Origin of the sequence: Neobacillus sp. D3-1R (genome assembly GCF_052180215.1) — a bacterium.
Lineage (GTDB): Bacteria > Bacillota > Bacilli > Bacillales > Cytobacillaceae > Pseudoneobacillus.
Window position 1 is genome coordinate 1212246 of record NZ_CP197471.1, and the last position, 18176, is coordinate 1230421.

Sequence of the window (18176 nt, forward strand, 5' to 3'; positions counted from 1 at the left end):
ATTATGATTAGAGTTCGGGGAAATGAATATGTTATTTAGAGTATTCTTATTACTTACTGGCTTCGGATTGGCTTGCACCGGGGGTGTAAGTACAATTGGATATTTAAACTTACTAACAATGGGTAATAGTGTATTAGAATATTTAACATTTATATCAAAAAGAATTGAATGCTATTTGCTTCCGATAGGCATTATATTCACATGGTTTAGTATTTATTATCCAGTTGATAAGTGGAATGATGGAGAATGATATCAAAATAGGAATAAATTTACTGATGACTGCCCATACTGATGGACAAACAGTTTCTTGAAGTGAGGGGTCGTACCATGCTATATCTTCATGATGTTTGGGTCAATTGGTTTGAAGGAGAAGAAAATGGATACAATGTCTGCCATTTTCACGAATGGAGAAAAGATGATAGTGTAGAGTTACTAGATCAAGTCCCTCTATTAAAGGTAGAACCCATTTTGTTCCATTATTTAGAGAATGACTTATCAGAATTACCGCAACAATTATTAGATGATATTTTTCAAAAAGCTTTTTTAAGAAAAAATCATGAGAGAATTCAATTAGAATACTGCTTCGTGGTGACAGATGGTGTTGGAATTATTGCTGTTGATACTATTGGTTACAATATTCCAATTAGAAAAAGTAGGCTAATCCCTAGACAAGAACAGCTTGTTTATGAAATGGTTGAAAATCATTCCCCACGAAAGTACAATTTTAATAAGCAATTATTGAAAAGGGATTTTCACATCTTAGCTCCAGAGCCAGAATTAATGACAGGTTTAACTCGAAAAGAGAGACAACTCAAGCAATTACTATTTATGGCGCTAGACCAGCTGTATTCCTCAAAAAATACATCTGAGATTCGCTATTGGTATACAGAATGGAATCCTGTTAAATATTCTTATATTCAAGATCTAGATTTTGAAATGATTTGGAACCAATTATATGAAGAAGTGAAACCAGGTTGGAGTCCTAAACATTCAACTTTTTGTGAAAACATAATAAAAGGTCAGCCATTTTTTGAAAAGCTATGGGAAATGGAACATGGTCCAAAAGTAAATTAGTCGAGGTCACTGTGACCTCGACTATTTTTTTATCATTTCCTTTTATTACTTTTTTCTACCTAATCCCATTGCATTTTCCATTTTCTTTATCATTTTATTAGCAACCAGATTTGCTTTTGCAGCACCTTGGTCTAATACCTCATCCAAATAAGTAGATTTCATTAATTCATGATATCTTTTTTGAATGGGTTCAAACTCGTTTATAACAACTTGTGCTAAATCTGCTTTAAATTCACCATATCCTTTCCCTTCATAAAGAGCCTCAATATCAGCAATAGACTTTTTAGAAAGGATCGAATAGATCGAAATTAAGTTTGAAATGCCTGGTTTATTTTCTTTATCATATTTTACTAAACCTTCAGAGTCAGTTACGGCACTCTTTATTTTTTTATCGATTTGTTTAGGTTCATCTAACAAGCTAATAAATGCCTTTTGATTCGGGTCTGATTTACTCATTTTCTTAGTTGGTTCCTGCAAAGACATGATTCTTGCCCCTACTGTAGGAATTCTAACTTCTGGAATAGTAAAAATGTCATTATATTTTTTATTAAATCTCTCTGCGATATCTCTCGTTAACTCTAAATGCTGCTTTTGGTCTTCTCCTACTGGTACAAGATTTGTATTATATAGAAGAATATCGGCAGCCATTAATGGGGGATATGTTAAAAGTCCTGCAACTACAGCCTCTTTACCAGCAGATTTATCTTTGAATTGAGTCATTCTTTCTAATTCACCAATATAGGCTACACATTGTAGCATCCAACCAGCTTGAGCATGGGCTGGTACTTCTGATTGAATAAACAAAGTAACCTTATCGGGATCAATGCCAACAGCTAAGTAAAGGGCAGCTAAGCTGCGAATGTTTTGTCGCAGTACTAAACGATCTTGTGGAACTGTAATGGCATGTTGATCAACAATACAAAAGTAGCAATTATATTCATTTTGAAGCTCAATAAATTGGGTGAGCGCTCCAATGTAATTTCCAAGTGTAATGGTACCACTTGGCTGAATGCCAGAAAAAATAGTTTGCATAAATAGGTTTCCTCCAATTATTAAATTGTTTTTAGTTTTTACTTATATATAGGTGCTCTTAATCATGGTTGTTGATTTCCGCTCCAATCAACATAATCTTAAAATTAATTATAACCTTTAACACATCCTATATATAAATAAAAAAAGACCATCGTCCTAAATAGGGACGAATGGTCCGTGGTGCCACCCTAATTACTCATAATGAGTCTCTTAATCCTAATCATTAGTTAGGAACCTTGATAACGTAAGGCAAACGTTAAGCCATAAGATTGTTCAATCATCCTGCTCAAAGCTCAAAAGTCCATTCCATTCATTGGGATGTTTGTTTACACCAACCACAAACTCTCTATCTATCCGACAATTGAATGTACTATTCTTTTTCATAGCTTTTTAAATAAATTGTTTTTTTTATAAGATAAATCATTTTTACTTGAAAATCAAGTTCAAGCATACTTATTTTACCAAAATAAAAACAAAATTCGATAAATTTGTTTTTTTAAAAAGAAATATGAATAAATTTTATAAAAAAACTAGTAGAAAATTGTCGAATAAAACGTTGTTTTTCAAGCTTTTATACAATTGTTATATTTGAATAATAAAATTTATGTAAAAAATCGTACTTGCATTAAATTTTTAAAATATTTATAATAAAACTACCAAGCGAAACATTACAATTTTGTTACATTTTCTAATAATAAAAAAATTCCTTAATTTTAAATGAAGAGAAAGTTACTATTATTTTTGAGTTAAAACTATTATTATAGTAATTTATCTTTTTTTATTCATTTAAGGAAATGTCTCATTGTAAAGTAAATTGTTTGACTATTCTCTCAATACACTCAGAATGAACAATTGTATTTTTGGAAAATGTAAAAATTGTAAAGTCGTTTGCAGAAAAAAAATAGGGGGTAAAACCGTGAAGAAAAGATTATCGGTCTTTTTTAGCATGTTACTTGTCCTTAGTATGTTTTTAGCAGCTTGTGCTGGCAGTAAAGACAATGCTGATGACAAAGGGACAGACGGAGGCGACAAAGCAGCAGATGTGCCTCAAGAACTTCGTGTAAATATTAACTCAGAACCACCTGCACTACATCCAGGTCTTGCAAGTGATGCAACTTCTGGTGGAGTACTATTACAAACATTTGAAGGATTAACTCGTATTGGTAAAGACGGAAAGCCAGAGAATGCTATGGCTGAAGAAATTACTACTTCTGATGATTTAAAAACTTATACTTTCAAATTACGTGATGCTAAATGGTCAAACGGAGATCCTGTTACAGCAGAAGACTTCGTTTATGCATGGAAATGGGCTCTAGACCCAGCTAACCAATCTGCATACGCTTACCAACTTTACTATATTACAAACGCTACAAAAATTAATGCTGGTGAAGCTAGTGTTGACACTTTAGGAGTTAAAGCTCTTGACGACAAAACTCTTGAAGTAACACTTGAAAACGCAACACCTTATTTCTTAGAGTTAACTGCTTTCTATACTTATTACCCAGTTAACCACAAAGTTGCTGAAGCAAATCCAAACTGGTACACAGAAGCTGGTGCAGATTATGTTTCTAACGGACCTTTCAAGATGACTGAATGGTCTCACCAAGATAAAATTGTTCTTGAAAAGAACGATACTTATTGGGATGCTGACACTGTAAAATTAACTAAAGTTGAAATGTACATGATCAACGACCCTAATACTGAATTATCTATGTTTGATAACGGTGAATTAGACCGTGCAGGTTCACCATTTGGAACACTTCCAACTGATGCATTACCTCAATTAAAAGATTCTGGTGATTTAATTGTTAAGCCAATTGCTGGAACTTACTGGTATAAGTTTAACACTGAAAATGGACCTTTAAAGAACAAAAACATCCGTAAAGCGTTAGCTTATGCAATCAATAGAAAAGCAATTGTTGAAAACATCACTCAAGGTGGACAGATTCCAGCAATGGCTGCTGTTCCTCCGTCCATGTTCCCTGAAAATGAACAAGGATATTTCTCTGACAATGATGTAGCAAAAGCAAAAGAATTCTTAGCTACTGGTTTACAAGAACTTGGATTAAAAGATGTATCTGAATTACCAGCAATCACACTATCTTATAACACAAGCGAAGCACACCAAAAAATCGCTCAAGCTGTTCAAGATATGTGGAAAAAAGAACTTGGTGTAGAAGTAACTCTAGATAATGCTGAGTGGGCTGTTTACATCGATAAGCTTCACAAAGGTGACTTCATGGTTGGGCGTATGGGTTGGTTAGGTGACTTCAACGATCCAATTAACTTCCTTGAATTATTCCGTGAAAAGAACGGCGGTAATAACGATACACTTTGGGAAAATGCTGAATTCAAGAAGTTGTTAGATGATTCACAAAAAGAAACAGATGCTGATAAGCGTGCACAAATGTTAAAGGATGCTGAGGCTATCTTCATGGATGAAATGCCTGTTGCTCCTATCTACTTCTATACAAACGTATGGGTAGAAAAAGAAAACTTAAAAGACGTTGTAGTATCTGGTTTAGGTGATGTTCAATTAAAGTGGGCTTATTTTGAATAAGCTTTCAATTAAATAAAGATGATAATAAGGTATATGGGCTTGTGCTCATATACCTTGCTTTCTGAAAGGAAGCTTTCGCAATTTACTAACAATTGGAGGTGTGCATAATGACTAAATACATCACGAGACGTTTAATTTACATGTTGTTGTCTTTATACGTTATTGTAACAGCAACGTTTTTCCTCATGCGCTTAGCACCCGGAAACCCCTTTACATCTGAAAAAAAATTGCCGGCTGAAATCGAAGCTGCACTTAATGAACATTACGGATTAAATGACCCATGGTACGTACAATATGGTGAATATTTAGGACGCATTGCACAATGGGATTTCGGTCCATCTTTTAAATATAAATCAAGAACGGTTAATGACTTAATTAATGATGGATTCCCTGTATCGTTAGCATTAGGGGTTCAAGCTATTCTGATTGCTGTTGCGATCGGTGTGCTTTTAGGGGTCATTGCTGCACTAAAACACAATAAATGGCAAGACTACGGCGCAATGATTGTCGCTGTACTTGGGATTTCTGTTCCATCTTTTATTATGGCATCCTTTTTGCAATATATCTTTGCAATAAAGCTAGGCCTACTACCAGTTGCTCGTTGGGATTCATTCGCACATACTATTCTTCCATCACTAGCATTGGCATCAACACCAATGGCATTTATTGCACGTTTAACTCGTTCTAGCATGTTAGAAGTACTTGCAAATGATTATATTCGTACAGCAAAATCAAAAGGTTTAAGCCAAGGTGTCATTACGATTAAACATACAATTAGAAATGCATTATTACCAGTTGTATCCTATATGGGTCCTTTATCTGCTGGTATCATTACTGGAAGCTTCGTAATCGAAAGAATTTTCGGTATTCCAGGACTTGGTTCTCACTTTGTTACTTCAATTGCAAACCGAGATTATACAGTTATCATGGGAGTTACTGTGTTTTATAGTGTCCTCTTATTGGTTTCTATTCTTCTCGTCGACATCGCCTATGGGTTAATTGATCCGCGAATCAAATTAGCTGGTGGGAAGAAAGGAGAATAAATATGCAGCAGATATCAAAAGAAAAATTCCAAATAGTCGGTACAAAAGACTCTGAAGCTGAAAAAATTACGAAACCTAGTCTTTCTTTTTGGAAGGATGTATCTATGCGTTTTCGTAAAAACCATTTAGCGATGTTCGGTATTGTTTTATTAGCTATTTTAATTTTTATGGCTATCTTTGGACCTTACATGACTAAATTTGACTATGCTACAAATGATCTTACTAATGCAAATAAAGCACCATCAGCTGTACATTGGTTTGGAACAGATGACCTTGGACGTGATGTTTTCGCACGTACCTGGGAGGGTGCAAGAATTTCATTACTTATTGGTGTTATGGCGGCAGTTATTGATTTTACTATTGGAGTTCTCTGGGGCGGATTTGCTGGATATAAAGGCGGACGTACTGATGAACTTATGATGAGATCGGCCGATGTTTTATATGGTGTTCCTTACCTATTACTTGTTATCTTACTTATGGTAGTTTTAGGGCAAAGTCTTGGAACAATGATTTTAGCCATGACAATTACTGGATGGATTAATATGTCACGTATTGTACGTGGACAAGTATTATCACTTAAGAGTCAGGAATATGTTCTTGCTTCAAGAACTTTAGGGGCAAGTTTATCTAGAATTATGGGTAAACATTTAATTCCTAACACAATGGGTCCTATCTTAGTTACAATGACTCTTACTGTACCATCTGCTATTTTCACTGAATCTTTTTTAAGTTTCTTAGGATTAGGATTAACACCTCCACTTGCCAGCTGGGGTACAATGGCTGCAGATGGATTACCAGCCCTTAAATATTTCCCATGGCGTTTATTCTTCCCGGCGACATTTATCGCATTAACCATTTTTGCCTTTAACGTAATTGGGGATGGATTAAGGGATGCATTAGACCCACGACTACGTAAATAGGGAGTGAGAAGATGGAAAAATTATTAGAAGTTAAAGATTTAGAAGTCTCATTCCAAACATATGGAGGAGAAGTAAAGGCCGTACGCGGTGTTAGCTTTGATTTATATAAAGGTGAGACGTTAGCTATCGTAGGAGAATCAGGTTCTGGTAAATCTGTTACAACTCAAACGATTATGAAACTAATCCCTATGCCTCCTGGTAAAATTAAAGGTGGACAAATCTTGTTTGAAGGTAAAGATATTGTCCCTTTAACGGATAGGGAAATGGAGAAGGTTCGCGGGAAAGAAATTAGTATGATTTTCCAAGATCCGATGACTTCATTAAATCCAACGATGAAAATTGGCCGTCAAATTATGGAGGGGCTAATTAAACATCAAAAATTATCAACTGCATCTGCAAAAGAGCGTGCAATAGAATTACTTAAATTAGTAGGTATCCCTATGCCTGAAAAAAGGGTTAATCAATACCCACATGAATTTTCAGGTGGTATGAGACAACGTGCGATGATTGCAATTGCTCTAGCAGCTAATCCAAAGCTTCTTATTGCCGATGAACCTACAACTGCATTGGATGTTACGATTCAAGCTCAAATTTTAGAATTGATGAAAGACCTTCAATCTAAAATGGATACATCTATTATTTTTATCACTCATGACCTCGGTGTTGTAGCAAATGTTGCTGATCGTGTTGCGGTTATGTACGGTGGTCAAATTGTTGAAACTGGGACAGTTGATGAAATTTTTTATGATCCTCGCCATCCATATACATGGGGATTATTAGCTTCTATGCCAAGCTTAGATAATGATGACAAATCTGAATTGGCTGCTATTCCAGGTACACCGCCAGATTTAACAAATCCTCCAAAAGGGGATGCATTTGCTGCGAGAAATCCATATGCCATGCAAATTGATTTTGAAGAAGAACCGCCTATGTTCCAAATTTCAGAAACACATTTTGCAAAGACATGGTTATTGCATCCGGACGCACCGAAAGTTGAGCCACCGGAAGCGGTAAAACGCAAAATGCGTAAACTATCCTCCACTTTTGAAAAGCCTGTACTAGTAACGGAGGGGAAATAAAATGGCAGAAAAATTAGTAGAAATAAAGGATCTTAAACAACATTTTAATGTTGGCAGACCGAATATGGTCAAGGCTGTTGATGGTGTTTCATTTGATATTTATAAAGGTGAAACTCTTGGTCTTGTTGGTGAATCCGGATGTGGTAAATCTACAACTGGTCGTACCATAATTCGTCTATATGATGCAACTGATGGTCAAGTGCTTTTTAATGGTGAAGATGTTCATGGGAAAAAATCTGTTAAAGAATTAAAGAAATTCAATCGAAAAATGCAGATGATTTTCCAGGATCCATATGCCTCATTAAATCCACGTATGACTGTTGCAGATATTATTGCAGAAGGCATTGATATTCATGGTTTAGCAAAAACAAAAAAAGAACGTATGCAACAAGTTTATGACCTATTAGAAACAGTTGGTTTAAATAAAGAACACGCTAACCGTTATCCACACGAGTTTTCTGGCGGTCAAAGACAAAGAATTGGTATTGCACGTGCACTGGCAGTTCAACCAGAGTTTATTATTGCGGATGAGCCAATTTCTGCACTTGACGTTTCTATTCAAGCACAAGTAGTTAACTTGATGAAAAAACTGCAACGTGAAAAAGGCTTAACCTATTTGTTTATTGCACATGACCTTTCAATGGTAAAGTATATTAGTGATCGAATTGGAGTTATGTACTTTGGAAAGCTAGTTGAGCTTGCACCAGCTGAAGATCTTTACAAAAACCCTTTCCACCCATATACTCAGTCATTGTTATCTGCAATTCCGTTACCTGATCCAGAGTCTGAACGTACTCGCAAAAGAAGATCTTATGATCCAAGTGTTCATAATTATGAAGAAAATGAACAAGTTGAAATGAGAGAAGTATCTCCAGGACATTTTGTGAATTGTTCAGAGAAGGAATTTAAACAATATAAAGCACAGCTAATTTAAACAAAAAACGATCTCATAACTTGAGATCGTTTTTTTATTTGATAAGTTAGATAAATGATCTCTTTAGTACTTTTATTCGTTAATGTAATATAGCTTTAAACATTATATTACTACAATAATGACAAAAAAACTACGGTAAATTTTCAATTATTTATAAATATTTAATATTTAAAAAATTTTTTTCGAAAATAAAAAAACTAGCTTAGTAGCTAGTTTTTTAAGATCATTTATTTTTTCTTTCCGCCAACACTTTTCCAACCTGTTTGCATACTAGCTGATTTATCAACAAATTCGGATTTGTGTTTTCCGCCAAAAACTTTTTCGCCAATTCCATTAGTCATTACACCCATTAAAGCGGTAATCCCAACAATCAGTAAAGCAACAATTGTAAGATCAGTTATGTAACCAGCCATAGTTAAACCTCCATTTTCTTTTAGCCGTTAGTAAGACCCAACATTGATATCGAGTTTATATGCCTATACTCTAATTGTAAAAGAAGTTTTACTTTAATAAAAGAGGTAATTATATATTTTCTCTGAACTTTTTCTATATACCATTATAATAAATGAAAGCATTTTCATTTTCGTAAAACTAAATGAGAATAAAATCCTATTTAATGTTTGTATAGGCATATAAGGGGTAATTAGAATTAAGAGGTTTTTTTAAAAATTAAATAAGAATACTCAAAAATAGGAAACGCCTTTCGAATATTATGGTGAAGTGAAAAAATATAATTTATTTATATTAAAAATGAAACCTTTTTACGTTTAATTCGTCTTATATTATATGAGATTATCTCTTTGAAATTTCGGCGTTCTCTTATAAAAAGTATACCCTTTTAAATCTATATGATGTATAATCATTATAGAAATTACTTTTTTAAAGTTATTTTAATCTAAAATTTATTATATAAGATTTTATAATAAGGAGTGAAGGAAATGGTTACGTTATATACTTCACCAAGTTGCACATCATGTAGAAAAGCTAAAAGCTGGCTAGAAGAGCATGAAATTCCTTATGCGGAAAGAAATATATTTGCTGAGCCTTTAACGATTGATGAGATAAAAGAAATTCTTCGAATGACTGAGGATGGAACAGATGAAATCATCTCTACGAGATCAAAAACTTTTCAAAAGTTAAACGTAAATGTTGAAAGCATGCCATTACAGGATCTTTTTGAATTAATCAAAGAAAATCCTGGCTTATTAAGACGTCCAATTATTTTGGATGAGAAACGTTTACAAGTAGGTTACAATGAGGACGAAATTAGAAGATTTCTTCCACGGAAAGTTAGAACTTATCAACTTCGTGAAGCACAGCGTTTAGTAAATTAATCATGTATGAAAAAGGACCTTCATGTTTTTTAACATAGAAGGTTTTTTTGTCTAATTTAAGACATCATACCTTGAAAATTGTTTATTTAAAAAATAATTGTTATAATAATCTAATATAAATTAATAATGTTCTGATATAGGCATTTGATGATTTTTTAAATTTTAGTTATTTTTATTTCCCATATTACTACTTTTGTCATAAAATGAAAGTACAAGGTATACAATATCATTTATCATTTGGTGTAATAAAAAACCCCTAGGTACAGGGGTATTTTATTCCTTCAATCATATACCAGAAGGGAGAGTGTATGATGGAAATAGAACGAATTAATGAAAATACCGTAAAATTTTATATTTCTTATGTTGATATAGAACAAAGAGGCTTTGATCGTGAAGAGATCTGGTATAATCGAGAACGGAGTGAAGAGCTTTTTTGGGAAATGATGGATGAAGTTCATCAAGAAGAGGAATTTGAGGTTGAAGGTCCACTTTGGATTCAGGTTCATGCACTTGATAAAGGCTTAGAAATTCTTGTTACAAAGGCACAACTTGGTAAAGACGGTCAAAGATTTGATTTACCAATGCTTTCTGATAAGTATAAGGATTCACCAGTTGATGAGAGAATTGAGGATCTTTTGGATCAGCAATTTAACCAGAATAAAGATGAAAACGATGAGGATTATTCTGATGAACCATTAGAATTCCTACTTTCATTTAAAGATATTGAAGATGTTATTTCTCTTTCCAAACGTCCAGGACTTGACGATATCTTCACTAGATTATTTGCATATGAAAATAAATATTATTTATATATTGAGTTTGATGAAGAGATGTTTAGTGAAGAAGATATTGATAACCTATTAAGTGTATTAATGGAATATGGGATTGAATCTCATATGACTATTCATCGTTTAGAAGAATATGGAAAAGAAGTTATAGCTGAAAATGTATTTGAAACAATAAGAAAACACTTTTTATAAAAGAGATGCCGATTTCATGGTTGAAATCGGTCTTTTTTCTATATATCTTTAAAGATTATAGAGTAAAATTATTCGTATTGCGTAATCTAAACTTCTAATGTAGAGATCGAAGTTTTTTGGGGTAGGTGATGAAATTTGAAAAATACCGTACGTGTAATCCTATTTGTTTCGGTTTTGATCCTTCTTGGTTCTTATTTTAAAGAATATGTCGGAAGTGGTTTTTTACGGATTTCTAGTATTTTCATCACATTGTCCGTTATCTTTATTAGTTTTGTCATCTTTTTAGAAAATCGCCACCCAACACAAACATTAACATGGCTTGTAGTATTAGGTAGTTTCCCTTTAGTTGGATTTTTTTTCTATTTACTTTTTGGACGCAACTATCGGAAGGAGCGAATGTTTAGAAAAAAGTATTTTTTAGACAAACAAGCTTTTTTAACGATAGAAGGAGAAGAAGATCCTAAAAGTGAAGAAAAAATGATGCAGATGGGTGACCAACAACGAAGACTTTTTGCATTAGCTCAAAAGCTAGGGAATAGCCCGATTTCTTTTGCCACCTCAACTAGGACTTTAACAAACGGAAAAGAAACCTTTAAATGTATTATAAATGAAATAAAAAAAGCTACGCACCATATTCATATAGAATATTACATTGTCCGAGATGATGAAATCGGAAGAGAAATTAAAAATCTATTAATAGAAAAAGCTCGGGAAGGAGTTAAAATACGTTTCTTATATGATGCGGTTGGTTCCTGGAAGTTATCTAAGACTTTTATCCGGGAATTACGTAATGCAGGTGTAGAAATGGTACCTTTTGGTCCAGTAAGACTTCCCTTTCTAAACAATAAGTTTAATTTCCGAAATCATAGAAAAATAATAGTTATAGACGGCTCTGTAGGGTTTGTTGGAGGCTTAAATATTGGGGATGAATACTTAGGGAGAAGTAATCAATTTGGATTTTGGCGTGATACCCATCTTATGCTTAAAGGGGAAGCAGTACGTTCTTTACAATTAATATTTTTACAAGATTGGTACTACATGACTAATCATAGTTTTTTAACGGCAGAATATTTGTCACCTGATTTGGAAGAGAACATACATGGTGGAGTTCAACTGATAGCGGGTGGACCTGATAATGAATGGAGCGTAATAAAAAATATTTTCTTTTCGATGATTACATCAGCCGAGAAAACGGTTTGGATTGCATCACCGTATTTTATCCCAGATGAGGATATTTTTTCGGCTATCAAGATTGCAGCATTAAGTGGAATTGATGTGAGGATTCTTGTACCTAAAAAACCAGACAAAAGAATCGTTTTTCACGCCTCAAGATCATATTTCCCGGAATTGATGGAAGCTGGAGTTCGAATTTTTGAATACGACCGTGGATTCATGCATAGTAAAATTGTTATTGTCGATTATGAGTTAGCTTCTATTGGAACTTCCAATATGGATATGAGAAGTTTTCATTTAAACTTTGAAGTAAACGCCTTTCTCTATAGAACAAGGAGCACTCAAAAGCTAGTAAATGATTATTTAAAGGATATTAAGAACTCAAAAGAACTAAATTTAGAAACATTTAAAAAACGTCATCTCGGTTTAAGGCTATTAGAATCAACTTCGCGTTTATTATCACCATTGTTATAAAGAGAATCCTTGTTTAATTAACAGGGGTTCTTTTTTTTGAAGGAGATTCTCTACGCGTTATCGAATTAGATAAGAAATTGGAAAGGAGGAAATTTACTTGTTAACAGCTATCTTGAAAAATGAGCAAAGAATTTGTTTAATGGATTATAAAGACAAGCAATCTTTGCAAAAATTACGTAAAGAAGAACAGTTTTTTTGTCCTCAATGTCATGAAAATATGATTTTAAAACTAGGTAACAAAAGGATTTTTCATTTTTCACATTTGAAGGGAACTAGTTGTCAGTATGAACACGAAAAAGAATCTGAATATCATTTAAATGGAAAAATTCAGCTTTATCAATGGTTAATGAAACAAAACTTAAATCCGCAAATGGAATTCTATGATTCAAAAATCAAGCAGAGAGCGGATATTCTCTTTTATGTTGGTTCAAGGAAATATGTGATAGAATACCAATGCTCAAACATTAGTGAAGAAATTTTTAGAAAAAGAACCATAGGATACCGGGCAAATCATTATACTCCTATTTGGATTTTAGGGGCCAATCATTTTAATCGAAAGAAGCCTTCCATTACCGCATTATCTGATTTTCATTATTTATTCCTCCAAAAGTATCCCACCAGTTCGTGGATGATTCCTTACTATTGTTCAGAAACGGAAACATTTATTCTTCAAGAATCCATACAAGCTATTACCAATCGAAATGTTTTCTCCAAACAAACTATTCGAAAAAAAGATGAATTTACTATTTTAAATCTGTTGGCGCCCCAAAATCATCCAAGATTGGACCCGACTTTATGGTTAAAGGAACTAGATTATTGGAAATATAAACAAATTCAGTTCCATGGCTCCTTCCAAAACTCCTTTTTAAATTTGATTTATCAAAATCACCTCAATCTTTTTTTATTACCTCCTTATCTTGGTTTACCTGTCCTGGATAGTCCTTTTATCACAACACCTCCGCTAATTTGGCAAACTTATTTTTTTATTGATATTCTTTTAAAAAGGGGAACACGGAATCCTTTTTCTCGACACGACATAAATATGGCATTTATAAAAAGGATAAGTAAAAAACAGATACAATTAAGAACGCTACCCTTAGTTGAAAAGGATTATTCAGAAGGAGATATATATCCACCACTCATACCAGTTGCTCAATATGTAGATTTACTAGTAAAAACGAATATTATTAGACAACTCAATCAAGATATTTTTCAAATAGAGAATGATCTTCAGATTCCCAATTCACCTAGGGAACAAAAAGATATGGAAAATGCCTTTTATCAAAAATATGCAAATATTATTTTTTAAAATGTAATCGAAGGAATGGACATAATATATAAATGTAAAAGGAATTTCTAAAGGAAAGTCGAATAGCATAAAAAGGACTTTTTAGAATTCAAAGTGATTATTGGAGGTATAAAGATGACAAACGAGGTTAAGGTTCAAACACTTCCTGCAAGAAGTGAAATTTCAGTGGAAGATACTTGGCGTTTAGAGGATGTCTTTGCAACAGATGAAGCTTGGGAAAAGGAGTTTCAAGAGGTAAAAGCATTAATCCCAACCTTGGAAAAATATGAAGGGAAATTAAGTGAAAGTGCTGATACACTATATGAGGCCTTACAAAAACAGGATTTCCTTATGGAGCGTGTGGGGAAGCTTTATACATATGCACATATGAGATATGATCAAGATACGACTAATTCCTTCTATCAAGGTTTAGATGATCGAATCAGAAATCTTTATTCTCAGGTCGGAAGTACGTTAGCTTATATTGTCCCAGAAATTCTTTCGATTGATGAAAATAAAATCAAAGGCTTTTTAGAAGAAAAAAAGGAATTAAAACTTTATGAACATGCCCTTGAGGAAATAAATCTTCAACGTCCACATGTTTTGAGTGCGAAAGAAGAAGCATTACTTGCTGAAGCAGGTGAGATTCTAGGAAGTCCTGCAAATACATTTGGAATGCTTAACAATGCGGATTTAGTATTCCCACATATAAAGGATGAAAATGGGAATGATGTTGAGGTTACACATGGCCGATATTCTCGTTTTTTAGAAAGTGCTGACCAGCGTGTAAGACATGATGCATTTAAGGCTGTTTACGACACATATGGGAAGTTCCGCAATACATTTGCCAGTACATTAAGTGGCAATGTTAAAAAAGATAATTTTAATGCTCGAATTAGAAATTATTCTTCGGCAAGACATGCGGCACTTTCAGCCAATAATATTCCTGAGAGTGTATACGATAATTTGATTAATACAGTAAATGATAATCTTCATTTATTGAAGAGATATGTGAAGCTCCGTAAGAAGGTGCTTGGTGTTAAAGAACTCCATATGTACGATCTATATACTCCACTAGTGAAAGATGTAAAGATGGAAGTAACCTATGAGGAAGCTAAAGACTTAATTTTAAAAGGGTTAGCACCACTTGGAGAAGAATACTTGAATGTCCTTAAAGAAGGGTTTGAGAACCGCTGGGTTGATATTCATGAGAATAAAGGTAAACGTAGTGGGGCTTATTCTTCAGGAACATATGGAACAAATCCTTATATTTTAATGAATTGGCAAGATAACGTAAATAATTTATTTACTCTTGCACATGAATTTGGTCATTCCGTTCATAGTTATTACACAAGAAAGAATCAACCGTATCCATATGGTAATTATTCCATATTTGTAGCCGAAGTGGCTTCCACTTGTAATGAAGCATTGTTAAATGATTACTTATTAAAAACAATTGATGATGAGCAAAAAAGATTATATTTACTAAACCACTATCTTGAAGGATTCCGTGGAACGGTTTTCCGTCAGACGATGTTTGCTGAGTTTGAACATCAAATTCACCAAAAAGCACAAAATAACGAAGCACTTACTGCAGATTCTCTAACTGAAATGTACTATGAGTTAAATAAAAAATATTTTGGGGAAGAAGATATTGTAATCGATGAAGAAATTGGGCTGGAATGGTCTAGAATTCCACATTTTTATTACAATTATTATGTTTATCAATATTCAACTGGGTTTAGTGCTGCGACTGCCTTAAGTAAACAAATTCTTGAAGAAGGCGAAACTGCTGTAAAGCGCTATATTGAATTTTTAAGTGCAGGTAGCTCAGATTATCCTATCGAGGTTCTAAAGAAAGCTGGAGTGGATATGACAAGCTCAAATCCTATTGCAGAAGCTTGTAAGGTTTTTGAAGAAAAACTAAATGAAATGGAAAGATTATTATCCTAGATAATAATACAAAGCCATCCTAATGTAACCTTTTCGTTTGGTGCAGAGAAAACGCAAATTCACACTTAAAAAACAACTTAAAAAAAGCCGTCGATTTCAATGTTGGAATCACGGCTATTTTTTTGGGCTGAACAGGGATGTCTATTAAGATAAACTGAACACTAATTGAACAGTAGTTTTAAAAACGGATTTGTTGGGTACGATAAATGTTTTCTTTTGTTTTTTTAGGACACAGAGTCCGCTATTTGTGTCAGATAGCCTATTTTGGAGATGTTATCGGACACAGGGTACGCTATTGGCTTATCATCGCACTAAAATGGGCACCTTTTACCTCGATAACGGAACGTGTGTCCTATAAGGGGGAGAAAACACCTATATTTTTATGAATAACGGATTGTAGGTCCGATAAATGTTATAACCTGTAGTGTAAGATGTCAAAGTAAGAACTTCTTACACCACAGAACATTTGCGTGTCGGGCTGAGAAAAATGAACATCTTTTTTTCGTAGTTCTGGGCGATTGAGCTTTTTTCTTACTTAAACCCTCTAAACCGTTTTCTTCTATTAATTGAAGTTAGCAGGAATAAGAAGGATAAAAATAGAATAGGTGCACTTACAAAGAAAGGGATCAAATTCATTAGTCCAAGGATTTGCAGGTAAAAAGAAATGAAAATCATAAGAATCATGAGAGGAATAGTAAACTTTTTCAATGTTCGTCTCCTCCTAAAAATATGTGCTTGTACTTAATACACAAGACCTTTAGTAAATTATATTACTACAATCAATACCTCATACCGTTTTTTTGACAATATTGTGAAATAAAATACAAACTACTGTAATTTGATAGGAATCCATGATATATTTTATTCATGAAGTTGTTCACAAACAAACATTTACCCCTTTGTTTGAAGTGAAAGATTTCTCCCATCCCCTTTGTTTGTATGATAGAACAGGGCCTTGCAAAAGATGCAAGGTCCTTTTCTTTTTTTGATATTTGTTTTAGTAGAATAACAAAAAAGAAGCATTTCATTTGAAAGTGCTTCTTTGTTATTCAATATATCTCCAAAACATTCCATATTTAACTGGAACTTGTTCTACCTTTTGTTTCAATAATAACTTTTTCATTTCCCTTTCTACTTGTGAAATCGTCATGTTGTAAACAACTGCAATTTCTTTGGATGCAACTAAACTAAAATATTTTAAAAAGCATTCAAGTGGTGGAGGGGCTTGTTTTACTGGTTTTTCTTGTAGTATTTCTTCAATGATTTGAACATACACCTCGTATGGATAATAACCAGTGATTTTTATCCCTTCATCCTCAGCGTTTTCATTAAAAAATACTAAAGTTGGAATTTCGTCAACTTCCATTTCAGCTGTGATTTTTAAGTCACATTGAAATGCTTTAGCTGCGCTTTCAGAATGGATATCTGTTATAAATTCTTCTACATCAAGACCAATGCTACTAGCTGAATTCTTTAAAACTTCAAAATTAGAGATATTTTGCTTATCTAAAAATAACACTTCCTGAAGTTTACGTAGGAATCTAATTCCGGCTCTTCTTCCTTGTAGTTCTGCTGCTTTTATGGCAACAGATGCAATGAAGGGGGAGGAGACAGGATTCTCTAACCATAAGCTACCATCACATGACATACCTGTTCTGCTAGCGGTCTTTTCCCAGAATTCGGCTATACTTTCATAATTTTTCTTTTTAGAGATGTTAAGTGTGGCTATTCTTCCACTTAATATATGTTTTATAGAAAAATACTTTCCATATTCAATCATTAATTTTTTGATGATTGGTTCTAGTGCCCAACATTCCGGGCATAATGGGTCAATGAACATATATATTTCAATTGGCTTTTTATCAGAACTATGGAAGGGTTTTGTGGACCAAGGTTTGTTTACTTTCACTCTAGATCACCATCGAAATTGTCATCGGGATCAGGAGTATTGATCATATGCTGGGCTGTTAGGATAAGCCTTGAATAGAATTCATCTCGAACACGTCCAGTCAGATTTACCTCATCCATAGCTTCACTCATACATGATAACCATGCTTTAGCTCTTGTTGGTGTAATTTCGAATGGTAAATGTCTTGCACGCATCATTGGATGTCCGTGTTCATTTGTATATAAAGATGGACCACCTAAATATTGAGTTAAGAATTGCTTTTGCTTTCTAGCAATTTCATTAAATCCTTTTGGAAAAATAGGAGCTAGATCAGGATGTTGACTAACCCGTGAATAAAATGCATCGACTAATTGATGTAATTTTTCCTCACCAATTGCTTCAAATGGAGTAAGAGGCTTTTCAATCATGTTGATAACTCCTTTT

At 33.6% G+C, this 18176-nt stretch carries 16 protein-coding genes and 1 other annotated feature; of the genes, 12 read left to right on the forward strand and 4 right to left on the reverse strand.

Features of this window, described 5'->3' with window-relative positions; translation table 11 throughout:
• Positions 1 to 28 precede the first annotated feature (28 nt).
• The gene (locus tag ACSBPO_RS06110; protein ID WP_442599178.1) at positions 29 to 250 is read left to right on the forward strand and encodes a hypothetical protein; all 222 of its coding nucleotides are present in this window, start codon (positions 29 to 31) and stop codon (positions 248 to 250) included.
• A gap of 77 nt (positions 251 to 327) precedes the next feature.
• Complete coding sequence (locus ACSBPO_RS06115) at positions 328 to 1074, forward strand: YjbA family protein (RefSeq protein WP_442599179.1); 747 nt, start codon at positions 328 to 330, stop codon at positions 1072 to 1074.
• 45 nt (positions 1075 to 1119) lie between these two features.
• Here ACSBPO_RS06115 and trpS read toward each other — a convergent pair whose 3' ends face one another.
• Positions 1120 to 2106 (reverse strand): tryptophan--tRNA ligase, encoded by a 987-nt coding sequence (gene trpS / locus ACSBPO_RS06120; RefSeq protein WP_442599180.1) that lies wholly within the window; start codon positions 2104 to 2106, stop codon positions 1120 to 1122.
• A 159-nt stretch (positions 2107 to 2265) separates the two neighbouring features.
• Positions 2266 to 2499, reverse strand: a binding site (T-box leader).
• A gap of 523 nt (positions 2500 to 3022) precedes the next feature.
• Here trpS and ACSBPO_RS06125 point away from each other — a divergent pair.
• The 5 genes from ACSBPO_RS06125 (at position 3023) to ACSBPO_RS06145 (ending at position 8642) form a co-directional block, all read left to right on the forward strand.
• Entirely contained in the window at positions 3023 to 4666 is a 1644-nt protein-coding gene (locus ACSBPO_RS06125) for a peptide ABC transporter substrate-binding protein (RefSeq protein ID WP_442599181.1), read from the forward strand.
• A 107-nt stretch (positions 4667 to 4773) separates the two neighbouring features.
• Positions 4774 to 5709, forward strand: coding sequence for an ABC transporter permease (locus ACSBPO_RS06130; RefSeq protein WP_442599182.1), 936 nt, complete (start codon positions 4774 to 4776; stop codon positions 5707 to 5709).
• A 2-nt stretch (positions 5710 to 5711) separates the two neighbouring features.
• Entirely contained in the window at positions 5712 to 6629 is a 918-nt protein-coding gene (locus ACSBPO_RS06135; RefSeq protein WP_442599183.1) for an ABC transporter permease, read from the forward strand.
• A gap of 11 nt (positions 6630 to 6640) precedes the next feature.
• Positions 6641 to 7708, forward strand: coding sequence for an ABC transporter ATP-binding protein (locus ACSBPO_RS06140; protein WP_442599184.1), 1068 nt, complete (start codon positions 6641 to 6643; stop codon positions 7706 to 7708).
• A 1-nt stretch (position 7709) separates the two neighbouring features.
• Entirely contained in the window at positions 7710 to 8642 is a 933-nt protein-coding gene (locus ACSBPO_RS06145) for an ABC transporter ATP-binding protein (protein ID WP_442599185.1), read from the forward strand.
• A 227-nt stretch (positions 8643 to 8869) separates the two neighbouring features.
• Here the strand turns inward: ACSBPO_RS06145 and ACSBPO_RS06150 are convergent, their stop codons facing one another.
• Complete coding sequence (locus ACSBPO_RS06150; protein ID WP_442599186.1) at positions 8870 to 9055, reverse strand: hypothetical protein; 186 nt, start codon at positions 9053 to 9055, stop codon at positions 8870 to 8872.
• A 525-nt stretch (positions 9056 to 9580) separates the two neighbouring features.
• On the opposite strand from ACSBPO_RS06150, the gene spxA reads away from it, so the two are divergent.
• The 5 genes from spxA (at position 9581) to pepF (ending at position 15844) form a co-directional block, all read left to right on the forward strand.
• Entirely contained in the window at positions 9581 to 9976 is a 396-nt protein-coding gene (gene spxA / locus ACSBPO_RS06155; RefSeq protein ID WP_442599187.1) for a transcriptional regulator SpxA, read from the forward strand.
• Between the two features lie 311 nt (positions 9977 to 10287).
• Complete coding sequence (gene mecA / locus ACSBPO_RS06160) at positions 10288 to 10956, forward strand: adaptor protein MecA (RefSeq protein ID WP_442600319.1); 669 nt, start codon at positions 10288 to 10290, stop codon at positions 10954 to 10956.
• Positions 10957 to 11091: 135 nt separating this feature from the next.
• The gene (gene cls / locus ACSBPO_RS06165; RefSeq protein ID WP_442599188.1) at positions 11092 to 12603 is read left to right on the forward strand and encodes a cardiolipin synthase; all 1512 of its coding nucleotides are present in this window, start codon (positions 11092 to 11094) and stop codon (positions 12601 to 12603) included.
• Positions 12604 to 12700: 97 nt separating this feature from the next.
• Positions 12701 to 13912 (forward strand): competence protein CoiA, encoded by a 1212-nt coding sequence (locus tag ACSBPO_RS06170; RefSeq protein ID WP_442599189.1) that lies wholly within the window; start codon positions 12701 to 12703, stop codon positions 13910 to 13912.
• Between the two features lie 114 nt (positions 13913 to 14026).
• Positions 14027 to 15844 (forward strand): oligoendopeptidase F, encoded by a 1818-nt coding sequence (gene pepF, locus ACSBPO_RS06175; protein WP_442599190.1) that lies wholly within the window; start codon positions 14027 to 14029, stop codon positions 15842 to 15844.
• 1045 nt (positions 15845 to 16889) lie between these two features.
• Here pepF and ACSBPO_RS06180 read toward each other — a convergent pair.
• Together ACSBPO_RS06180 and ACSBPO_RS06185 are read right to left on the reverse strand one after the other, a co-directional pair.
• Positions 16890 to 17753, reverse strand: a complete 864-nt coding sequence (locus ACSBPO_RS06180; protein ID WP_442599191.1) for a ClpXP adapter SpxH family protein — start codon at positions 17751 to 17753, stop codon at positions 16890 to 16892.
• Positions 17750 to 18160 carry a globin domain-containing protein gene (locus ACSBPO_RS06185; RefSeq protein ID WP_442599192.1) on the reverse strand — a complete coding sequence of 137 codons (411 nt, stop codon included), beginning with the start codon at positions 18158 to 18160 and terminating at the stop codon, positions 17750 to 17752. Before ACSBPO_RS06185 ends, ACSBPO_RS06180 begins: the two co-directional genes overlap by 4 nt.
• Between the last annotated feature and the right edge of the window lie 16 nt (positions 18161 to 18176).